This is a genomic window from Pseudochrobactrum albidum (assembly GCF_051851455.1).
Classification (GTDB): Bacteria; Pseudomonadota; Alphaproteobacteria; order Rhizobiales; family Rhizobiaceae; genus Pseudochrobactrum.
This window is the reverse complement of sequence record NZ_JBPVTR010000014.1, coordinates 1-21,147: the sequence shown is the minus strand read 5'-3', so window position 1 is coordinate 21,147 and position 21,147 is coordinate 1. Positions and strand designations below refer to the sequence as shown.

22 protein-coding genes and 2 tRNA genes are annotated in these 21,147 nt (G+C 49.8%); 11 read left to right on the top strand and 13 right to left on the bottom strand.

Going from position 1 to position 21,147, the window contains the following annotated elements; all coding sequences use genetic code 11:
* Positions 1-85: 85 nt before the first annotated feature.
* Both ACSTTO_RS01165 and ACSTTO_RS01160 read right to left on the bottom strand, forming a co-directional pair.
* Positions 86-661, bottom strand: coding sequence for a cob(I)yrinic acid a,c-diamide adenosyltransferase (locus ACSTTO_RS01165; protein WP_439271269.1), 576 nt, complete (start codon positions 659-661; stop codon positions 86-88).
* Between the two features lie 36 nt (positions 662-697).
* Positions 698-889, bottom strand: a complete 192-nt coding sequence (locus tag ACSTTO_RS01160) for a twin transmembrane helix small protein (RefSeq protein WP_439271268.1) — start codon at positions 887-889, stop codon at positions 698-700.
* 522 nt (positions 890-1,411) lie between these two features.
* Here ACSTTO_RS01160 and ACSTTO_RS01155 point away from each other — a divergent pair.
* Positions 1,412-2,257, top strand: a complete 846-nt coding sequence (locus tag ACSTTO_RS01155) for a YihY/virulence factor BrkB family protein (protein ID WP_439271267.1) — start codon at positions 1,412-1,414, stop codon at positions 2,255-2,257.
* Positions 2,258-2,303: 46 nt separating this feature from the next.
* Here the strand turns inward: ACSTTO_RS01155 and ACSTTO_RS01150 are convergent, their stop codons facing one another.
* Positions 2,304-3,335: an aspartate-semialdehyde dehydrogenase gene (locus tag ACSTTO_RS01150; protein ID WP_439271266.1), complete on the bottom strand. Its 1,032-nt coding sequence runs from the start codon at positions 3,333-3,335 to the stop codon at positions 2,304-2,306.
* 600 nt (positions 3,336-3,935) lie between these two features.
* On the opposite strand from ACSTTO_RS01150, the gene ACSTTO_RS01145 reads away from it, so the two are divergent.
* The gene (locus ACSTTO_RS01145; RefSeq protein WP_439271265.1) at positions 3,936-5,813 is read left to right on the top strand and encodes an MFS transporter; all 1,878 of its coding nucleotides are present in this window, start codon (positions 3,936-3,938) and stop codon (positions 5,811-5,813) included.
* A gap of 109 nt (positions 5,814-5,922) precedes the next feature.
* Here ACSTTO_RS01145 and leuB read toward each other — a convergent pair whose 3' ends face one another.
* The 5 genes from leuB to ACSTTO_RS01120 all read right to left on the bottom strand — a co-directional run bounded on the left by leuB (position 5,923) and on the right by ACSTTO_RS01120 (position 9,972).
* Complete coding sequence (gene leuB, locus ACSTTO_RS01140; RefSeq protein ID WP_439271264.1) at positions 5,923-7,035, bottom strand: 3-isopropylmalate dehydrogenase; 1,113 nt, start codon at positions 7,033-7,035, stop codon at positions 5,923-5,925.
* A 233-nt stretch (positions 7,036-7,268) separates the two neighbouring features.
* Positions 7,269-7,460 (bottom strand): Trm112 family protein, encoded by a 192-nt coding sequence (locus ACSTTO_RS01135; protein ID WP_439271263.1) that lies wholly within the window; start codon positions 7,458-7,460, stop codon positions 7,269-7,271.
* A gap of 9 nt (positions 7,461-7,469) precedes the next feature.
* Entirely contained in the window at positions 7,470-8,168 is a 699-nt protein-coding gene (locus ACSTTO_RS01130; RefSeq protein WP_439271262.1) for an LON peptidase substrate-binding domain-containing protein, read from the bottom strand.
* 49 nt (positions 8,169-8,217) lie between these two features.
* Complete coding sequence (gene trxA / locus ACSTTO_RS01125) at positions 8,218-9,303, bottom strand: thioredoxin (RefSeq protein ID WP_439271304.1); 1,086 nt, start codon at positions 9,301-9,303, stop codon at positions 8,218-8,220.
* 153 nt (positions 9,304-9,456) lie between these two features.
* The gene (locus ACSTTO_RS01120) at positions 9,457-9,972 is read right to left on the bottom strand and encodes a prolyl-tRNA synthetase associated domain-containing protein (RefSeq protein WP_439271261.1); all 516 of its coding nucleotides are present in this window, start codon (positions 9,970-9,972) and stop codon (positions 9,457-9,459) included.
* A gap of 338 nt (positions 9,973-10,310) precedes the next feature.
* Between ACSTTO_RS01120 and ACSTTO_RS01115 the strand changes: the two genes are divergently transcribed.
* Both ACSTTO_RS01115 and ACSTTO_RS01110 read left to right on the top strand, forming a co-directional pair.
* Positions 10,311-10,385 (top strand) — tRNA-Gly (locus tag ACSTTO_RS01115).
* Positions 10,386-10,633: 248 nt separating this feature from the next.
* Positions 10,634-10,708 (top strand) — tRNA-Gly (locus ACSTTO_RS01110).
* Positions 10,709-10,849: 141 nt separating this feature from the next.
* Here ACSTTO_RS01110 and ACSTTO_RS01105 read toward each other — a convergent pair.
* From ACSTTO_RS01105 to ACSTTO_RS01090, 4 genes are read right to left on the bottom strand one after another with little or no spacing between them, the layout of a single operon-like run.
* Positions 10,850-11,698, bottom strand: a complete 849-nt coding sequence (locus ACSTTO_RS01105; RefSeq protein WP_439271260.1) for a metal ABC transporter permease — start codon at positions 11,696-11,698, stop codon at positions 10,850-10,852.
* Positions 11,695-12,558, bottom strand: coding sequence for a metal ABC transporter permease (locus tag ACSTTO_RS01100; RefSeq protein ID WP_439271259.1), 864 nt, complete (start codon positions 12,556-12,558; stop codon positions 11,695-11,697). The genes ACSTTO_RS01105 and ACSTTO_RS01100 overlap by 4 nt, the downstream gene beginning before the upstream one ends.
* On the bottom strand, positions 12,558-13,451 hold the full coding sequence (locus ACSTTO_RS01095) for a manganese/iron ABC transporter ATP-binding protein (protein ID WP_439271258.1): 894 nt from the start codon (positions 13,449-13,451) through the stop codon (positions 12,558-12,560). The genes ACSTTO_RS01100 and ACSTTO_RS01095 overlap by 1 nt, the downstream gene beginning before the upstream one ends.
* Positions 13,448-14,371 carry a metal ABC transporter substrate-binding protein gene (locus tag ACSTTO_RS01090; protein ID WP_439271257.1) on the bottom strand — a complete coding sequence of 308 codons (924 nt, stop codon included), beginning with the start codon at positions 14,369-14,371 and terminating at the stop codon, positions 13,448-13,450. The genes ACSTTO_RS01095 and ACSTTO_RS01090 overlap by 4 nt, the downstream gene beginning before the upstream one ends.
* Before the next feature lie 294 nt (positions 14,372-14,665).
* Here ACSTTO_RS01090 and irrA point away from each other — a divergent pair, with 294 nt between their 5' ends.
* From irrA to ACSTTO_RS01055, 7 genes are all read left to right on the top strand, one after another.
* Entirely contained in the window at positions 14,666-15,130 is a 465-nt protein-coding gene (gene irrA / locus ACSTTO_RS01085; RefSeq protein ID WP_439271256.1) for an iron response transcriptional regulator IrrA, read from the top strand.
* A 144-nt stretch (positions 15,131-15,274) separates the two neighbouring features.
* Positions 15,275-16,126: a metallophosphoesterase family protein gene (locus ACSTTO_RS01080; protein WP_439271255.1), complete on the top strand. Its 852-nt coding sequence runs from the start codon at positions 15,275-15,277 to the stop codon at positions 16,124-16,126.
* Positions 16,126-17,307: an ABC transporter ATP-binding protein gene (locus ACSTTO_RS01075; RefSeq protein ID WP_439271254.1), complete on the top strand. Its 1,182-nt coding sequence runs from the start codon at positions 16,126-16,128 to the stop codon at positions 17,305-17,307. Before ACSTTO_RS01080 ends, ACSTTO_RS01075 begins: the two co-directional genes overlap by 1 nt.
* On the top strand, positions 17,300-18,253 hold the full coding sequence (locus ACSTTO_RS01070; RefSeq protein ID WP_439271253.1) for a carbohydrate ABC transporter permease: 954 nt from the start codon (positions 17,300-17,302) through the stop codon (positions 18,251-18,253). Before ACSTTO_RS01075 ends, ACSTTO_RS01070 begins: the two co-directional genes overlap by 8 nt.
* Positions 18,254-18,264: 11 nt before the next feature.
* A complete protein-coding gene (locus ACSTTO_RS01065; RefSeq protein WP_439271252.1) occupies positions 18,265-19,134 on the top strand; it encodes a carbohydrate ABC transporter permease in 870 nt (289 codons plus the stop codon).
* Positions 19,135-19,171: 37 nt separating this feature from the next.
* Complete coding sequence (locus tag ACSTTO_RS01060; RefSeq protein ID WP_439271303.1) at positions 19,172-20,401, top strand: extracellular solute-binding protein; 1,230 nt, start codon at positions 19,172-19,174, stop codon at positions 20,399-20,401.
* Between the two features lie 290 nt (positions 20,402-20,691).
* Complete coding sequence (locus tag ACSTTO_RS01055; protein WP_439271251.1) at positions 20,692-21,042, top strand: hypothetical protein; 351 nt, start codon at positions 20,692-20,694, stop codon at positions 21,040-21,042.
* On the opposite strand, the gene ACSTTO_RS01050 is transcribed toward ACSTTO_RS01055, so the two are convergent.
* Positions 21,020-21,147, bottom strand: a 128-nt coding sequence (locus ACSTTO_RS01050) for a transposase (RefSeq protein ID WP_439271086.1), incomplete at its 5' end; no start/stop codon positions are given. The two genes, ACSTTO_RS01055 and ACSTTO_RS01050, sit on opposite strands and share 23 nt — an antisense overlap.

The window sequence follows — 21,147 nt, the reverse complement described above, 5'->3', positions numbered from 1 at the left end:
TAATAATATATTCAAAATAGGGTCGCATCCGCCTTATCTGCACGCTGCGCACGCAATAAAAATTCATCAGCGTGAAAAGAATTCATCAGCGTGTCTGGCCGGGCACCCAGAGCACATCATCCCTGCCATCATGATTGGCACTTCGCGCAGCAACAAATAAAAGATCGGATAAACGGTTGATATAATGCAGGCAAACTGCAGAAATTTGCTGTTGTGCTGCCAATGCCACCATTGTCCGCTCTGCCCGCCGCACAATTGTGCGCGCCATATGTAAATGAGCCGCCAGAGGAGAGCCGCCGGGCAGAATAAAGGAGTTTAAAGGCTGCAATTGCGCATTGAGCCTGTCAATCTCCTGTTCCAGCCGTTCAACCTGCCTGTCAATCATGCGCAACGGCTCATAACCAGAGGCACAATCATGTTGAGGCGTGGCAATATCCGCACCAAGATCAAAAAGATCATTTTGCACCCTGCATAAAATATTATCAATTTCCGGTGATATCAGCGCGGTATAGAGCCGCGCGAGCCCCACGGCGGCATTGGCCTCATCAATATCCCCGCAAGCGGCAATTCGCAGATCATCCTTGCGCCGCCGCGCGCCGCCAACAAGGCCGGTTGTGCCATCATCACCGGTGCGCGTATAAATTTTATTCAGTTTAACCACAAAAATCACACCCGTTTCATACAGTAATCATACTGTTCAGCGTTTGGCGAAATATAAGGCGCCAACCATCAGCAAGATGGCAATAAACTGGAATATAATACGCAGCCGCATCAATTTGTTGGATGTCTCACCATCACCATGGCGTATCATATTGCGCAACCCCAAAAACAGCACAAAAGCCACAACCGCAACGGCAATCATTGCCGCAAATTTAAATAAGCCGTCCATTTTCACCCTCCCCGCGAACAACTTCCGGTTCGTTTTCTTGTTTTATGTAACAGATGCTGTGCCTGTCAGATAGAGCATTTCCGGTTCAGGTGGCCGCTTCAGAAACAAAACTATTATTACAATTGATCAGGCAGGATTTTTGTAAAACCGGCGCACAGGCAGCAAATATTTTACCGCTGATCTGCCGGTTCCCTCTGTAATCCTGTTGCCATTCAGAGGCTGCTTGCTGCGTTGCGCTCTTGAAAAAACAAACGATCTTCCGATAAAAGATGCAATGCATAAAAAGGCAATGCTTATTTTTAACTCTGAATAATTACAAACCCTGTTTGTACAATGATTATAGAATTTAAGCTTTTGACATCTCGTCAATTATACCACACAAACACAACCACCACAGCGCATCGGACAACAGGTTAAATCGTGTTTCCGGTGATAAAGGCAACAATAAACGGTAAATAGCAGCCTGCAATAAGCAGCAAACAGAATGCTTTACCGAAAGATATGCTGAAGGATTTTCTGTCTATGCGAAAAACAGCCCGTTTCCTCAGACAGATTATGATTGATGCACTCGGGCATTTTGCTTCCGATGACGGCTGGGCATTTGCATCTCATATTGCATTATCCAGCCTGATGGCACTGTTTCCGTTTCTGATTTTTGCAACGGCACTGGCCAGTTTTCTCGGTGCCAATGCTTTTGCCGATACTGCCGTGCATGTGATTTTTGACACCTGGCCACCAGCCATTGCCGCGCCAATTGCCCGTGAAGTGCAAAATGTGCTGACGATCCAGCGCGGCGACCTGCTGACACTCAGTGTAATTGCCGCGGCCTATTTTGCCTCCAATGGTGTGGAAGCCCTGCGCGTTGCGCTCAACCGCGCCTATCGCGTCACAGATACCCGCTCCATCCTGTTTTGCCGTGCACAAAGCCTTGGTTTTGTGATTATCGCCACGCTCAGTATTATGGCCATCAGTTTTCTGCTGGTGCTGGCGCCCCTTGCCATCCGCCTTGCAGAACAATGGGTGCCCGGCCTTGAAACCATGACCATTTCTTTCGGTTTCTGGCGCTATGCCATTGCACTTTCCGTGCTCATTTTCGGCCTGTTTGTCGTTCATATCTGGCTACCTGCAGGCCGCCGCTCATTGCTTGATATTCTGCCGGGCATTATACTCACCCTTCTTGCGTGGCTGGCCGGTGCCACGGCTTTTGCCCGCTATCTGGAAAGTTTTGCCAGCTATGTCACAACCTATGCCGGTCTAGCCTCTATCATGGTAGCCATTGTGTTTCTGTATATTATTGCCGCCATTTTCATTATAGGAGCAGAGGTGAATGCCGCGATCATGCAATACCGCAATCGTGAACAGCAATAAAAAGGGTGCATAAACGCACCCTTTTCTCAATACTTTATCAATTAGATCAGGCAGCAGCCTTTGGCTTGATCAAACCGCGTGCCAGAAGTAATTCAGCAATCTGCACTGTGTTGAGTGCGGCACCCTTGCGCAGATTATCTGCCACAACCCACATGGAAAGACCATTTTCCAGTGTAATATCTTCGCGGATGCGTGAAATATAGGTCGCGTCTTCACCGGCACTTTCATAAGGGGTGATATAGCCGCCGTCCTCATGCTTATCAACAACCTGGCAGCCCGGTGCATCGCGCAGTATTTCGCGGGCCTCTTCAGCACTGATCGGCTTTTCAAATTCAATATTCACCGCCTCGGAATGGCCAATAAATACCGGAACGCGAACAGCGGTGCAGGAGATCTTGATTTTCGGATCCAGCATCTTCTTGGTTTCCGCCATCACTTTCCACTCTTCTTTGGTGGAGCCATCTTCCATAAACACATCAATATGCGGAATAACATTGAAGGCAATGCGCTTGGTAAATTTCTGCGCTGTGACAGGATCGGCAACAAAAACCGCACGCGACTGCTGGAACAATTCGTCCATACCTTCCTTGCCGGCACCGGAAACAGACTGATAGGTTGAAACCACGACACGCTTGATAGTTGCAGCATCATGCAAAGGCTTCAGCGCCACAACAAGCTGCGCGGTCGAGCAATTAGGATTGGCAATGATATTGCGTTTGCGGAATCCTTCAACAGCATCCGGATTCACTTCCGGCACAATCAGTGGCACATCTGCATCATAACGCCATGCTGATGAATTATCGATCACCACACAGCCCTGCGCACCGATTTTCGGCGACCATTCCTTGGAAACGGACCCACCTGCCGACATCAGACAAATATCCGTATCGGAAAAATCATAAGTGTCGAGTGCCTTAACTTTCAGCGTCTTGTCGCCATATGATACTTCCGCACCCTGGCTGCGACGCGATGCAAGCGCCACAACTTCATCAGCCGGAAAACCGCGTTCTTCAAGAATATTGAGCATTTCACGGCCCACATTACCCGTGGCACCGGCAACAGCTATTTTGAAACCCATGTGAAATCTCCTGTCCCTCTCCGCTTTCACACCAGAAAACCCGTGGCCACGCAGGTTCTCCGCGCCCCGGGCCTAACCCGGGAGAGGGTGAGCAGGCCAAGGGTTCAGACCGTTTTGGTGGTCGTTTTCGAGGTGATTGTCGTCAGGGCAATCATGGCCGTTTTGATAATTATGAACCGGAGAGAAAATAAAGCCACAGCTCCGCATGCCCGCACAAGGCCGGAAAAATTCGACAGAACTGATGACAAAGCGAGGATTTCCACGCGGCTTCTCCTAATTCACTGCTGCTTTTAACGCGATTTTGGCAAGAGTCAATTGCCGTTTATGTCGTCAAGGGCGCGTATTTTTTCAGAAAACATCAATTTTCCAATCTTTCACACCCGCAAGGCAAAACTGGAGAAATTTTTTTCAGCCTTATTAGACTAAAGAATACTGACGCAAATTCCATTTTCAGTTCATTCTATTTGTGACTGCTCGGTCAGACGGATGGAGGAACCGCGGCCGGTACGGACGACCTGCCCGTATAAAAACAGGTAATCCGCACATTAGCAGGCAACTTTATTGCTTTTCCGGCAATTATTTTATCTGGGAGGATAAATTATGGCAGTAATAGATGGCGTGCGGGAGCGCGCGCCCAAAATGAGCAGGGAAGAGCGCAAAGTTATCTTTGCCTCATCGCTCGGCACCGTTTTTGAATGGTATGATTTTTATCTTTACGGCTCGCTGGCAATTTATATCGGCGCCGCCTTTTTCAGCGATTATCCCGAAACAACCCGCAATATTTTTGCGCTTCTGGCCTTTGCGGCGGGCTTTCTCGTGAGGCCTTTCGGGGCATTGTTCTTTGGCCGTATCGGCGACCTTGTCGGGCGTAAATATACCTTCCTTGTCACCATTGTGGTGATGGGCATGTCAACCTTTCTGGTTGGTCTTTTGCCCGGCGCTGCGAGTATTGGCATTACCGCACCGATTATACTGATTGCCCTGCGCATGCTGCAAGGGCTGGCACTTGGCGGAGAATATGGCGGTGCGGCAACCTATGTGGCAGAACATGCGCCAAACGGCCGTCGCGGCTTTTATACATCCTGGATCCAGACCACGGCAACTTTTGGTCTCTTCCTGTCATTGATTGTCATTCTCACAGTCCAAAACTCAATGACGGCAGAAGAATTTGCAGCCTGGGGCTGGCGCGTGCCGTTTCTTATTTCGGTTATTCTTCTCGGCATCTCCGTCTGGATCCGTATGCAGATGAATGAATCACCCGCTTTCAAAAAAATGAAAGAAGAAGGCAAACAATCCAAGGCACCGCTAAGCGAGGCTTTCGGACAATGGAAAAATGCCAAAATCGCGCTGATCGCCCTGTTCGGCCTTACTGCGGGTCAGGCTGTGGTGTGGTATTCAGGTCAGTTCTACACCTTGTTTTTCCTGCAGAATGTTTTGAAGGTGGAGAGCATCTCAGCCAATATCATGATTGCCGCAGCACTGCTGATAGCAACACCTTTCTTCCTGTTCTGGGGTTGGCTGTCTGATAAAATCGGCCGCAAGCCAATCATCATGGCAGGGCTGGCACTGGCAATTTTCACCTATTTTCCGCTGTTTAAAGCACTGACCAGCGCGGCAAATCCGGCACTTGCCCGTGCCGAGGCCACCATCAGCGCCACAGTTACGGCAGCGCCTGGCGATTGTACATTCCAGTTCAATCCGGTTGGCACCGCCAAATTCACCACATCCTGTGATGTGGCCACTGCTTTTCTGTCCCGCTCATCGGTGCCTTATACGATTGAGGCCGGCCCTGCAGGCGCAGCCGCAACGGTAAAAATCGGTGACAGCACCATCACATCCTATGATGCAAAACAGGCAGATGCCGCAGCCCGCGCTCCTGTTTTCACGCATGATATTCATCTGGCCTTGCAAAAGGCTGGCTTCCCTCTGGTGCGTAATCCCGCCAAGGTGCCCGATTCCAGGCTTGATAGCTTTATTGCCGCCAATCCTGAACTCGGACTTGATGCGCAGGCAATCCGCGCAGGAGAGGCCGTGAGCATGACCGCAGAACAACAGCTTGCCGCCAAGCTCATCACCGATGCAGATATGGCTAATGCCCGGGAAGAAAAGGTTTATACAATCCCTGATGCCGGCACCTTTAAAATTGTGGCTGCTCCGGATGAAGTAAACTGGCCGCTGACCATTCTCATCCTCACCATTCTGGTAATCTATGTTACCATGGTCTATGGCCCGATTGCAGCTATTCTGGTGGAAATGTTCCCGACACGTATCCGCTATACCGGCATGTCGCTGCCTTATCATATCGGCAACGGCTGGTTTGGCGGCCTGCTGCCGGCAACCGTCTTTGCGATGAGTGCTGCCAAGGGCGATATTTATTACGGCCTGTGGTATCCGATTATTATCGCACTCATGACCCTTGTGGTTGGTCTGCTCTTTGTGCGTGAAACCAAAGACCGCGACCTCAATCATGTAGAATAACAGCACCATAAAAAAACCGCCGGCATATTATTGCGCCGGCGGTCTTTATTGCTCTGTTTTGGCTTAAAGCCGCTATAGCGGCCTGAGATCGGGCAAAACTGCCGGTATTTTAAGCAGACAATGCCTTGAATTTGGCAAGAATTGCATCGCCCATTTCAACAGTGCCAACCTTTTTCGAGCCTTCCGCCCAGATATCAGCGGTGCGGATACCATCATCCAGCACTGCGGCAATGGCCGCTTCAAGACGATCAGCCTCTTCAATAAGATTAAAGGAATAGCGCAGGCACATTGCAAAAGAGGCAATCATTGCAATGGGATTAGCAATGCCTTTGCCTGCAATATCCGGCGCGGAGCCATGAACCGGCTCATAAAGCGCCTTACGGGTGCCGGTTACAGCATCCGGCGCGCCAAGCGATGCCGATGGCAACATGCCGAGCGAACCGGTCAGCATTGCCGCAACATCAGACAACAAATCACCAAAAAGATTATCAGTAACAATCACATCAAACTGTTTTGGCCAGCGCACCAGCTGCATGCCGCCGGCATCGGCCAGCATATGCTCAAGCTGCACATCGGCATATTTTGCCTTATGAGTTGCACTCACAACCTCATTCCACAATACGCCGGATTTCATCACATTGCGCTTTTCCATTGAGGTGACTTTGTTGCCGCGGGTGCGCGCCAGTTCAAAAGCCACACCGGCAATGCGCTCAATCTCATAGGTATCATAAACCTGCGTGTCGATACCGCGTTTCTGGCCATTGCCGAGATCAATAATTTCTTTCGGCTCGCCAAAATAGACACCGCCTGTCAGCTCACGCACAATCAGAATATCCAGGCCTTCAACCACTTCGGGGCGCAGGGATGATGCATCTGCCAAAGCCGGATAGCAAATGGCCGGACGCAAATTGGCAAACAAGGCCAGATCCTTGCGCAGCCGTAACAATCCGGCCTCGGGGCGCACTTCATAAGGCACACTATCCCATTTCGGGCCGCCCACAGCGCCAAACAGCACGGCATCCGCCGCCAAAGCCTTTTCCATATCAGCTTCAGAAATCGCCTGGCCATGCGCATCATAGGCGCAACCGCCAACCAGCCCCTCATCGGTCTCAAAGCCAAGACCTTTTTCTTCATTCAGATAAGTGATGATCTTGCGGACTTCCGCCATTGCTTCAGGGCCGATGCCGTCGCCCGGCAGAAGAAACAGTTTTCTGGTTGCCATTTGCCATGCCTTTTCTCAGATCAGACAACAAAATAACTGCCGCTGATCTTCAGTCAAATCAGAGCACTCCCCGCCGGAATATATGCAAAGGTAAAGCGCCCACACAAAAAATTCGCGTTATTCATAGCCCAAAACTTCAACAGGGGGGAAGTATCAAACGCAAGATTTGACTCATATTTTTATAAATTCCGCAATAATCTTAATAGCAAAGCAAAAGCTGCAACAAAGCCGGCCTATTCCAGCACCCGCGCTTCAGACGGCAGCAGAATCGGAATCCCCTCACGCACGGGATAGGCAAGTTTTGCCTTTTTTGAAATCAGTTCATTATGTTCACGATCATAGTCCAGATTGCCCTTGGTCAAGGGGCAAACCAGCAATTCCAGCATTTTCGGGTCAATCTTTTTAATGCTCTCATGCTCCGGCATAACAGCCCCCTATTGCAACCCCGGCCCGTCATCATCACCATTGCGCATCAAGGCGCGCTCGGTTATCGCCACCAGCGTTTCCGCACGGGTTTTCAAATCCGGCGCTTCCAGTAAGGCCTGCTTTTCCGCAGCGCCAAACGGCGACATCATCGACAAGGCATTCACCAGTGTTTCATTCCCGGCCTTGGCTATGCTTTCCCAATCCGCTTCAAGATTATTAGCTGCAAGATAATCACGAAAAGCCTGCAACAAAGCTTCACGGTCAACTTCGTCTTCGCCCTGCTCTTCATCAAGATCCTGACAATAAGGACAGATGCGCGCAATACGAAATGGCTGTTCTGTTACAAGTTCTTCAACAATATCAAAACGGCAAATACCCTGCAGGGTAATAAGCACCCGCCCGTCACCGGTTTCTGTGTAGGACGTAATGCGCCCGACACAACCTGTAGGGCTTAGATCCGGCCTGTCTGTGCCCTTGGCGGCACCTTCGCGGTCTTCTGCAACAACACCATTGATAATTTTCGGCTGGATAATGCCGATCAGCCGGTTGCCTGCCAGTGCCGCATCCACCATCACCAGATAGCGCGGCTCAAATATATTGAGCGGCATTTGCCCGCGCGGGAGAAGCAGGCCGGCCGCCAGCGGAAATACCGGAATAACCTCCGGTAAATCAGATGCTTTACGGTAATGCGCATTGCCAGCCTGCATAAATTTCACCTCACAGCAATTTTACACCAACATTCTGGTTGTTAAAACATCATGAAAACAGCAAAGACGATAATTTGCGCCGGCCGCTCAATGTGGCCGGATCCTTAAAGCCCCATGCCTCAAAAAACTGCAGCAGCTGCTTGCGTGCGCCATCATCATTCCATGTACGGTCGGCTTTCATAATTGCCAGCAAACCTTCAACAGCCTCTTCACGCTTATCCAGCGCATTGGCAATCATTGCCAGATCAAAACGCGCCTGATAATCATCGGGATCAGCCGCAAGCCGCGCCTGCAATTCTGCAGGATTGCCAAGATGCGCCACCTGTTCAGCCAGTGCCAGGCGCGCCTCTATGGCGCGAATTTGCGGATCATCTTTTTGCTTTTCAGGCACATTTGCGAGAACTTCCCGCACCTTATCCAATGCACCGGTATCCAAATAACATCCGGCAAGACCGGCAAGAGCAATCACATTATCCGGTGCATTTTGCAAAACTGCCGCATAAATCTGCGCAGCCTCAGCACTTTCACCATGCGCACACATATCTTGTGCATTGGCAAGCGCCTCATCAATTGCAGCCTGCATACCGCCGGCAGAACCGGCATTCCTGGCAAGTTTATCAATAAATTCCTTAATCTTGCTCTCCGGCAAAGCGCCCATAAAACCATCCACAGGCTGGCCATTCACAAATGCAATCACAGCAGGGATAGATTGAATGCCAAGCTGTCCGGCAATGGCGGGATGATCATCAATATTCATTTTTACCAGCCGCACAGCGCCCTGTGCCGCCTTGACCGCATTTTCAATCAAAGGTGCCAACTGGCGGCACGGGCCGCACCAGGGCGCCCAGAAATCCACCAGAACCGGCTGGTTACGTGATTCGTTAATCACATCCTGCACAAAAGCGGCTGTTGTCGTATCTTTTACCAGCTCTGCCGCCGGCACTGCGGAACTGCCAAAACCCGCCAGCGCCGATAAAGCGCCTGCCGTATCTCCGCCGGATGTCTCATGCGCTTCAGAGCCAGCCCCGTTATAGGTCACACTTGTATTGGCCTGCCCGCCCGCATTACCGTAAGACGCACCGTAAGGATTGCCGCCATATGGATTATTACCGCTGTTCATCATCGCCCTCTTAATCCGTTTCCCGTTACGGCTTTACATCTATTGGTCATAAATCACTGCCGCATTATGCAAATGCCATAACAATTATGGCAGAATATAATTTCTCTTCCATGCTAATTCGGCATTTCAGGCTGCAGTTTCAAGCCCCCTTAAATACAGCCGGCTAAACTAGTTCTGCACAGCTTCGGCTTTACTGACCATGAGTATTTGCGGCTCATGACCGGTAGCTTGCAGAAACTTCAATAAATCATCGCGGCCGATTGATGTTGTTGCCTCATTGGTCAATGGATGCGCATTAATAATATCATGGCGCATCAGCGCCTCATCCAGAATAATGCGCACTTGATGCTGCCTGTCATTAATCGCGCCAAAAACCGAAACCGCGCCCGGTATCAGCCCCAGATATTCCATGAGCTTTTCCGGCTTGCCGAAAGAAACCTTACTGGCAGCGCCGATCAATGTGTGAATGGTCTTAAGATCAACCACTGCATCTTCCTCAACCGTCACAAGAAAGAAATTATCTTTTTTATCTTTCAAAAAAAGATTTTTAGTATGCCCGCCTGCAATTTCACCACGCAGTTTCTGAGAATCAGCAACCGTAAACAAGGGCGGATGCGTGACAGTTCTAACCTCAATGCCAAGTGTCGCGAGATAATCATACAATGATTGAGGGGTGTTGGGCATAAGCGAAATCTCCTCCGTAATATCTGCGGGATAATGCAATAATCAGCATAACAGATATCTGCGTCTATAATGGCTCTGCGGCCTGCAATAAAGCGTCATGCCCTGTCGCTTCGAAACCGAAGTCACGGTAGAGCCGAATCACAATCCCGGATTTATAATCAACTTTTTAATCAGGGCGATATATCAGCCGTAAAATCCGATATCCTGTAACTTTTAGCCCCCGTTACAAAGCCTGATTGCGGTTTATACACAAGGGGTTTGATATTTTACAGATTTCCTGTTGCAATTGCCTTCAGCTTTTGCCATATAGCGCAGGCCTAACCGACAAACTGGCGCGAGCGGGTGTAGCTCAGGGGTAGAGCACAACCTTGCCAAGGTTGGGGTCGAGGGTTCGAATCCCTTCGCCCGCTCCAGTTTAGTTAAGCCTTCAAAAGCCGCGCAACAGCGCGGTTTTTTGCTTTTGCGGTTCTCATAGATCACGGCAACTCTCTCTCCCAAAACCTGTTCAACCTGATGCAGTAAGCATTCTTCATTACACAAAACAGACACGGCCGCGCTGTCTTAAATCCTTTATAAAAATTACAGGATTTTGAATTTTTCCTGTTGCAAATCACTGCAGCTTTTGCCATATAGCGCAGGCCTAACCACCAAACTGGCGCGAGCGGGTGTAGCTCAGGGGTAGAGCACAACCTTGCCAAGGTTGGGGTCGAGGGTTCGAATCCCTTCGCCCGCTCCAGTTTGGTTAAGCCTTCAAAAGCCGCGCATCAAGCGCGGCTTTTTGCTTTTGAGCCTGCCCGTAAAACCCCTCAAGAAAAAACAGCGCCGCACCAAAAGCGCGACGCTGTTTTCAGCGAAAAATTATGCTTACGCATAAAACTCAAGAAGAAGAAAGCTGAGCCTCTGCACGGGCAACACGGCGGCGCGCAATAATAAAGGCTGCGATAAAAACCAGCGTCATCAACAGCACAATTGTTGGCGCCGGCGCGCTGTCAATAAAGAAACTGGCATAAATCCCGAGAAAGGACGATAAAACCCCGACCAGAACCGCAACCGCCAGCATAGAGCTGAATTTGCGCGTCAAAAGAAATGCAATTGCACCTGGCGCAATCAAAATGGCAATGGTCAGAATAATACCCACAGCTTTCAGTGCTCCGACAATGGTAAGGGACAATATAGCCAGCAAACCATAATGCAACAGCCGCACCGGCAGCCCTACAGCCTTTGCCTGAGCCGGATCAAACGCATGCAGCAGCAAATCCTTCCATTTTGCCGCCAGCAAAACAGTTACCACCACAGCAATCACAGCTGTCTCAACAATATCCTGAAAGCCTACGCCCAGAATATCCCCGAACAGGATGTGATCAAGATGCACATCCGTCTGCACCTTGACATACATCACCAGCCCAAGCCCGAACATGCCGGAAAACACAACCCCCATAAGTGTATCCTGCTTGATACGGCTGTTTTCTTTTAAAAAACCGGTTGCCAGCGCACAGACCATGCCGGCTGCAAAAGCCCCAATCGCCAACGGAATATTGATAATATAGGCCAATACCACACCCGGCAGCACTGCATGAGAAACCGCATCCCCCATCAGCGACCAGCCTTTAAGCACCAGAAAACATGATAATAAAGCCGCAGGAACCGCAATCATCACACCGATGATCATGGCATTATTGATAAAATCAAAACGAAACGGCATCAGCAAAGTTTCAGCAAGGCTCATGATTGCGCCTCCGAAGCCAGCGTTCTTGCTGCCTTGCGCCGTGCCGCCAGCATGCCATGCTTGGGCGCAAAGAAAAAAGCGAACAGAAAAATCAGCGTCTGCATGACCACGATAACCCCGCCGGTCGCCCCGTCGAGAAAATAGCTTATATAAGCACCAATAAAACTGGTTATAGTTCCGATTACCACCGCAATCAGCAACAGGCGTGCAAAACGGTCTGTCAGAAGATAAGCCGTCGCCCCCGGTGTTACCACCATGCAAATGACCAGAAATGCACCAACTGTCTGCATCGCCGCAACTGTGCAGGCAGAAAGCAGCGTAAAGAAAATCACTTTAAGCATTGTGGGGTTAAGACCGATCGAGCGTGCATGACTTTCATCAAAAAAAGTCACCATAAGATCCTTCCAGATCACCAGCAAAACGACAAGGGAAACAAAACCGATAATTGCCAGTTGCAACGTATCTGCCGGTGTGATTGCCAGAATATTACCAAGCACAATCGTTTGAATGCTCACCGCTGTGGGTTTGAGCGAAACCATAAACAGGCCAAGCCCAAAAAATGAGGTGAAGATCAGACCGATAATCGCATCTTCCTTCAACCTTGTGCGCTCATTCAAGAACAACATGGCAGCGGCCGCCAGTCCGCCGGAAAAAAAGGCGCCGATTGCAAAAGGCAAGCCCAGCATATAGGCGCCGGCAACGCCCGGCACAATGGAGTGGGACAGCGCATCACCAATCAGTGACCAGCCTTTCAGCATCAGATAGCCGGATAAAAAGGCACAGACACCCCCAACCAGCGCCGAAACCCACATGGCATTAATCATATATTGATAGGAAAACGGCTCCAGCAGAAATTCCATTATTCCGCCCCCTTGCCGCTCTCATCATGATAGAGCACCAGCGGACGCTCATCATCGGTCAGAATATTAACCGGATGTGCTTTGCCCTGATCGGCCTCATTAAGCACAAAATGGCGCAGCACACCGCCAAAGGTTTTCTCAAGATTAGCCTGCGTAAAAATGGTTTGTGTATCGCCATAGGCAAGCACTGTACGGTTGAGCAGCACTGTGCGGTCGCAAAATTCCGGAACACTGCCAAGATTATGCGTAGAGACAAACATAACACGCCCCTCATCGCGCAGATCACGCAGCAATCTGATGATCGCATCCTCTGTCTTGACATCAACACCGGTAAAAGGCTCATCAAGCAGAATGACCCTGCCATCCTGCGCCAGAGCGCGCGCCAGAAACACGCGTTTTTTTTGCCCGCCGGATAATTCGCCAATCTGGCGCTTGCGAAAATCCGCCATGCCCACACGGGCAAGCGCATCTGCCACCGCCCGATGATCCGCCGGTTTTGCACGGCGCAACATGCCCATATGGCCATAGCGCCCCATCATCACCACATCTTCCACCAATACCGGAAAATTCCAGTCCACATCTTCCGATTGCGGCACATAGGCAACAAGGTTTTTCTTCAGTGCCTGCTGCACCGGCAAACCTAAAATCCGGATCTCACCATGCGCAAGCCGCACAAACCCCATCAACGCCTTGAACAAGGTCGATTTACCCGATCCGTTTACCCCCACAAGAGCGGTAATGGTACCTGTAGGAGTTTCAAAACTCGCATCACGCAAAGCCGTATGGCCATTGCGATAGGTTACCGTTGCATTCCTCACCATAAGCCCTGCTCCCGCACCTTCCGATGCGGGAGACAGCAATGCCTTGGGAAGAACATTAAGCGGAGCATTCATTCTTTCGCTTCTCCGGATTTGAGGCCCTTTGCAATTGTGTCTGTCGTCACTCGCAAAAGGTCAAGATAGGTTGGCACAACACCATCAGGTTCCGAGAGGGAATCGACATAGAGAACACCGCCATATTTTGCGCCGGTTTCCGAAGCCACCTGCTGTGCCGGAGCGGGAGAAATCGTGCTTTCGGAAAATACAACCGTGATGCCGTTTTTGCGCACAGCATCAATAACCTTACGCACCTGCTGCGGCGTGCCCTGCTGGTCGGCATTGATCGGCCACAAATAAAGTTCTTTCAATCCAAAATCGCGCGCCAGATAGCTGAACGCACCCTCACTGGTTACCAGCCAGCGTTTGGCCTGCGGAATATCCTTCAAACTGTCTTTGATCGGCTCAATCGCAGCTTTGATCTTGGCCTTATAGGCCTCGGCATTGGCCTTATAGATTTCCGCATTTTCAGGGTCATATTTTACAAAGGCATCACGGATATTATCCACATAGATCAGCCCTGCAGAAGGCGACATCCATGCATGGGGATTGGGTTTGCCGCTGTAAGGCCCCTCGGTAATTCCCATCGGTTCAACCCCTTGAGAGACCACGACACCCGGAACATCTTTCAGGTGCTGGAAAAATTTTTCAAACCAGCGTTCAAGATTAAGGCCATTCCAGAAAATAAGCTGTGCGCCCTGCGCCTTCATAATATCACCGGGAGTTGGCTGATAATCATGAATTTCCGCATCCGGCTTGGTGATCGATTCAACAATCGCTGCATCGCCGGCAACATTTTGCGCAATATCAGCAATCACGGTAAATGTGGTTACCGCCTTGAATTTCTCTTTTGCCGCTGCAGGCATAACAGCCAGCGCCGAAACAAATGCCGCCCCGATAAAACCGGCCAGAAGCCTCCGCCTGATTTGATTGAACATTGCGCATCCTTATTGCAAATGATTGTCAATTGCACGATTAATATCCCGCCCGCCAATACTTTGCAAGTGACAATCATTTGCAAAATAAAAATAATAGAAAAATTACACCTGCACTCTCTCAGATCAAAACACGCAGCAAAGAGCTGCCGCGAGCACAATCCCGGCTTAACTTTGGTCACGAACCAGGTCACGAACCAGGTCACGACTTGTGCTTTCACGCTTGACGGCAGGCAATATTCCGACAAATATGCAATTGCAAATCATTTGCAATAAATTCAGACTACGGACAGACACATGTTGCACATCCCTGAGAAACTCCGTGCGCAAATGCGCCGGCAGCACCTGCTGCAAGGGCAGAACAACCCGCATATCCGCCAAATATTAGTGCAGGCAGGTCTGCGCCCCACGCGTCAGCGTCTGGCATTGGGGCAGTTGCTGTTCTGCGGCCCTCACCAGCATTTATCCGCCGATGATCTGCACCTTCTTGCAATAGATCAGGGGTTCAACATGTCTTTGGCCACGGTTTACAATACGCTCAACCAGTTTGCACAAGCCGGCCTCATCCGCAAAATATCCGTCAGCGGTCAGCGTAGTTTTTTTGATACCAATGCCTGCAACCACCAGCATTATTATCTGGAAGATGAAGATCGCATGATTGATATTGACGGTGCGCCACCGGCGCTTTCACCACAGCCTGAAGCCCCGCAAGGCTACAGGATCACCAAAATCGACATTCTTGTCAGCCTGAAAAAAATATAAGCGATCCTTAATGTTACAATTTTGTCACCGCTGTGATGTCAGCCTGTCACCAATTGCGTGTAGGAACTATCTGACAGCGGTCTGTGTTCCCCGTTAGAAATACACATCCGCATTTTCTCTCCAACGTCTCATGAAGGCAAAGATATGCGGATTGTTCAGATCACCGACACCCATTTCAGCCCCTCCAAAGCTCATTTTACGCCAAACTGGCGCCCGCTCGCACAATGGTTGGAACAAGTTCAGCCTGATCTGATTATCCATACCGGCGACCTTTCCGTTGACGGTGCCGATTTTGACGATGACCTGACCTTCTGTGCCGATTTGTTTGCCGAACTGAGCGTATCCGTGCTCTGTGTGCCCGGCAATCATGATATCGGCCACCTGCCCTCCTCGCTGCAACCGGTTAATGATGAGCGCCTTGGCCGCTGGCGCGGTCTCATCGGCCCTGATCGCTGGGTGCATGATCAGTCCGGCTGGCGCCTGATCGGTTTAAACAGCTTGCTCATCGGCTCCGGCCATGCGGAGGAAGAAGAACAATATCAATGGCTGGAAGAAGTGCTTAAAACCGCAAATGGTCGTCCCATTGCCGTTTTTGCCCATAAGCCGCTTTTTGTAGACAGCCCCGATGAAGGCGATACCGGTTATTGGGGTGCCTCCCCCAAAGACCGCAAACGCCTGACAGATCTCTTCACCACGCATAATGTGCAGCTTTATGCCAGCGGCCATCTTCACCGCGCATGGGCAGGTAATTATCAGAATATTTCACTGATCTTTGCCCCATCTTGCGGCTTTATCATCGGGCCTATGGAGCGCGATTTGCCGGGAGAGCGTATTGTCGGCGCGGTTATTCACACACTGACTGACAAGGCTCACAGTGAAATCATTCCGCTTTCGCAATTGCGCCCTTACCTGCTCGATGATGTGGTGCATGAGGTTTATCCCTCAAACCACTTTGCCGCCATTACAGGCACAGACATGCAGCCGGAGCAGGCATAATGAGCCGCTTTGCACTGAAAAACATCTCCAAATCCTTTGGCGATCAGCACATTCTCAAAGATGTGACTATTGAGGCAGAAGAGGCTGAATTCATTGCTCTTGTTGGCCCGTCAGGCTGCGGCAAAAGCACTTTGCTGCGCATTGCCGCCGGTCTGGAATATGCCGATGAAGGCAGCATCTGGCTGGGTGAGCGCAATATCACGGCTATGCATCCATCCGAACGCAATATTGCAATGGTATTTCAATCCTATGCGCTTTATCCCCACCTCACCGCCGGTGAAAATATTGCCGTACCGCTGGTCATGCGCGATTTGACCACCCTGGAGCGCATGCCGCTGATTGGCAATTTCCTGCCGGGGCAGGCAGCCAAACGTGAAGCCATTCAGCAACAGGTTCAAAGCACAGCATTAAGTTTAAAAATAGACCATCTTCTTGAACGCAAGCCAGCGCAAATGTCGGGCGGTCAGCGCCAGCGTGTGGCACTTGCCCGCGCTATGGTGCGCCAGCCTCATGTCTTTCTCATGGACGAGCCGCTTTCCAATCTTGATGCCAATCTGCGTGTGCATACCCGTGCGGAAATCGTTGAGTTGCACCGCCGTGCCGCGGTGCCAAGTCTTTATGTCACCCATGATCAGGCAGAGGCGCTGAGCATGGCTGACCGTATTGCGGTACTGATCGGCGGGCAGCTTTTGCAATGCGACAATCCGGTGGAGATTTATGATAATCCGCGCCATATTGAAGTTGCACGTTTTATCGGCAGCCCGCGTATCAATGTGCTGCATGCACGCGCCAGCGACCGGGGCATAATTCATTTTGCCGGCAAACCAATTCTCAATCAGATTGATATTCATGCAGGCTCTGCTCTTAGTGTTGCTATCCGCCCGGAACATTTACAAATCCGCCCTGCAGGCGATCAATCCTCTGACCGGATCATTACAGCCAGCATCAACCGTGTTGAATTTCTGGGCTCGGAAGCACTGGTCTATCTTGATACGCCTGGCGCGTCAGAGCCTTTGATTGCCAAAACCACACCGTCACAGGCAGCGCCGCTCTTACCGTCTATGCCGGTCGGCCTGACATTTGCTGCCGATAAAGCACTGCTTTTTGATGTTAACGGCCATCGTATGCGTCAATTCACCCATGCGGGGCAGCAACGGATAAAGGTTACAGACCATGTCTGAACTGGCACAAACCTCCCTTCATAATCAGGCCGGCCCTTATGATATAACGGCAAAAGATGCAGCACAGGCTGCACGCAAATATGAAGAAAGACTGGCTTGGAAACTGATGGCGCCGGCCATTTCTCTGGTGCTGTTTTTCATTCTCCTGCCAACTGCCACCGTATTCTATCTCAGTTTCACCAATTTCGAGCTTGGCTACAAGGATTATGAATTTGTCGGTCTGGAAAATTATATTGAACTTTTCAAAGACCGCACATTCCGCACTTCCCTGAAAAATACCGCATTTTACACGCTGATCGTCACACCGGTTTCTGTATTTTTAGGGCTTGGCGCCGCATTATTGATTGAGCGTGAGACGCGCGGCAAAGCTTTTTTCCGCACAGTTTATTTTTTACCCGTTGCCTCACTTCTCGTGGCTATGGCAACAGTCTGGCAATATTTGCTGCACCCGACCCTTGGCCCTGTCAATGCCATGCTCGGCCTTGCCGGTATTAGCGGGCCAAACTGGCTCGGCAGTTCTGCAACCGTACTGCCAAGCCTTGCCATGATCGGCATCTGGCAATCTGTCGGCTTTAATATGGTGCTGTTTCTCGCCGGTCTCACCGCAATACCGCGTGAGCTTTATGCGGCTGCGGAAACGGATGGCGCAAAAAGCGCATGGGAACGTTTCAGGCTGGTGACCTGGCCGCTTCTGGGGCCTACCACCCTGTTTGTCGTCACTATCAGCGTCATCAATTCCGTCAAAGTGTTTGAATCAGTAAAAACCCTCACACAAGGGGGGCCAAACAAAGCCTCGGAAGTATTGCTGCATACGATCTATCAGGAAGGCTTTGTTTTCCTGCGTGTCGGCTATGCTTCTGCCATGACTGTAATTTTTCTGATTGTACTGATCATCATGATGCTGCTGCAATATCGCGTGCTTGATCGCCGCGTGCATTATTCCTGAAAGTGCAAACCATGTCTGTCATCCGTTGTCTTCGCCTTGGCTTGCTGTCACTTGGGGCTTTTCTGTTTCTCGCCCCTTATATCTGGATGCTCTCCACTGCAGCCAAATCCCAATCGGATATTTTCACATCATCGCTCAGTCTTATTCCACAACACTGGTCACTGATCGAAAATATTACCAAGGCTTTCTCCCGTGTGCCGATGGGGCAGTTATTATTCAACGGGGTTCTGGTTTGCGCATTGATTCTGATCGTGCAGGTGATTATTGCCATTCCCTGCGCCTATGCCATGGCCAAACTGCGCTTTCGTGCTGCACAGCTGATGATGAGTGCTGTCATGCTCGGCCTTCTGGTGCCAATCCATGCCACTGCACTGCCCTTTTATCTGGGTTTCGAGAAAAGCGGCCTTTTAAACACTTATTTTGCGATCAGCGCACCATTTTTTATCTCGGTTTTCGGTATTTTCCTGTTTCTGCAATTCTTCCGTTCCATGCCGGATGATCTGATCAATGCCGCCCGCCTTGATGGCATGTCCGAGGCCGGCATTATTGCCCGCGTCATCGTTCCCAATGCATGGCCTGCCATTACGGCTTTTGCGATTTTCTCGGTTGTTGCCCATTGGAATGATCTGTTCTGGCCGCTGATTGTTATCACCGGCATGGATAAGGCAACGCCGCCGCTGGGTCTGCTTTATTTCCGCGCGGCAGAAGCCGGAGATGATTATGGCGCATTAATGGCCGCCACGCTGATTATCACCCTACCGCTTGTTCTTGCTTTTCTTGCAGCGCAGCGCCGCTTCATTGAAGGCATTACCATGACCGGCCTTAAAGGCTCCCCCCCCCCCCCCCGCAACACTCTTCCTCCTCACATTTACGGAGCCTGAAATGTCATTTCTCACCCGCTCTCTCACAACAACTGCCATGCTGGTCGGCCTGTGCAATACAGTTCTGGCAGAAACCACACTGAATGTGCACTATCCGATGCCGGGTTTTTTTCAGGATGTGATGGCCAATATCTCCCAAAAATTCATGGAAGAAAATCCGGACATCAAAATCCATTTCGTCAATCCTTCTGCCACTTATGAAGAAGGCATTCAACTGATCATGCGCCAGAACGGCACAGCAGAAATGCCGGATATTACCTTCACCGGCCTCAACCGCCTGCGCATCTTACACGATCGTAATATCGGCCTTGATCTGAAAACATTGGTGGAAAAAGAAACGGACTTTGAAGCCCAGGGCTTCACCCCGACTATTCTCAACCTTGCCAAAATTGGTGACCGTCAGGTCGGCCTTGCTTTTGCAACCTCTAATCCTGTCATGTATTACAATGCCGACTTGTTTAGAAAAGTCGGTGAAAATCCGGATATTCCGCCAGCCACATGGGATGAAGTTATTCGTATTGGCGGCAAAATCAAAAAACTTGGCAATGGCATCGAGGGTATTGATTTTCGCTGGCAGGGTGATGACTGGATGTTCTCTGCATTGCTGTTTGGCGCCGGCGGCCAGATGCTCTCTGATGATGAAAAGCAGATAGCTTTCAATGGAGCTGAAGGCCAGGCTGCATTCAGACTGGTTGACAAAATGGTGAAGGAAGGCGGGCTTCCGGTCTTCACAAAGGAGGCCGGTGAACAGGCATTTGCAGCAGGCAATGTCGGCTTTGCTTTCCAGACCACCGGCGCATTGCGCAACACGATCAAGAATGTCGGCAATAAATTTGATATGCGCACCGCCAAAATCCCGTTGCTCAACCCGGAAAAAGGCCGTTTGCCAACCGGCGGCAATGCTGTTGTTATCCTGACATCGGATGATGCCAAAGTGGATGCTGCATGGAAATTTGCAAAATTTGCCGCCGGCCCTTACGGTGCATCGGTTGTTGTGCCGGGCACAGGCTATGTACCCAATAATGAACTGGCTGCAAAATCAGATAAATATCTTGGTAAATTCTACGAAGAAAACCCGCTGTTTAAAGCCGGATTAAGTCAAATGAATCTGATGGTGCCATGGTATGCTTTTCCCGGCTCCAACGGCGTAAAGGTAACCCAGACTATTGTTGATAATCTCTCCCGTGTTGTCGAGCAAAAAGCAATGCCTGATGAGGCCCTTTCTGATGCTGCAGATGAGGTTAAAAAATTGCTGCCTCGCCGCTAAAACAAATCCGGAATACAAAATTTTCTTTCATATAAACACGTAAAAACAAAAACTTAGCGCCCTTCAGTCTTTTGTGAGCCGCTGAGGGGGCATAGACTGCCGAAAACTCTGCTTAATTATACAATTTCTCATGAATTATTGGTATTGCAGGTTTTTTAGATAAGAAGAATATTATTCAAATATGTTGCCATTCGCTATCTTTATAATTTTAAAATCCATAACACCATGTTTAGTGCAACATAAATCACAGCAACATAATAATTTATTATTAAAATATAGGTAGTTTCTTTATGTTAGAACTTTCATCAACACTATATTATTTGGAATCAATAAAGAAGAGTATTCAATATGATACAGATTTTGCGGAATTATCTATAGATATTATCAATATGTTTAGTCATGCTGAGTTATCAAGACTTGAAAAACTTAAATTTAATAAACTTAGTTTACTGAATGAAATCTACAATATTTGCAAATCAAAATATCAAACTACCTCACCATCAAACAACGCCTTTCAATTGGAGCATATCCCGAGAGATTTAAATATAGAATCAGCAAATACCTCAAGATATACAGAAATATCTAAAAAATTTAACGAAAATTTTTTAAGCTCAGGACTCATTGATTTAGCCAGAAGATGACGGTTGCAGCGATGCAGATGGCGGAGAAGAAGGTGTGCGCGCATCGGTCGTAGCGAGTATGGATGCGTCGCCAGTCTTTGAGTTTTCCGAACATATTCTCAATTT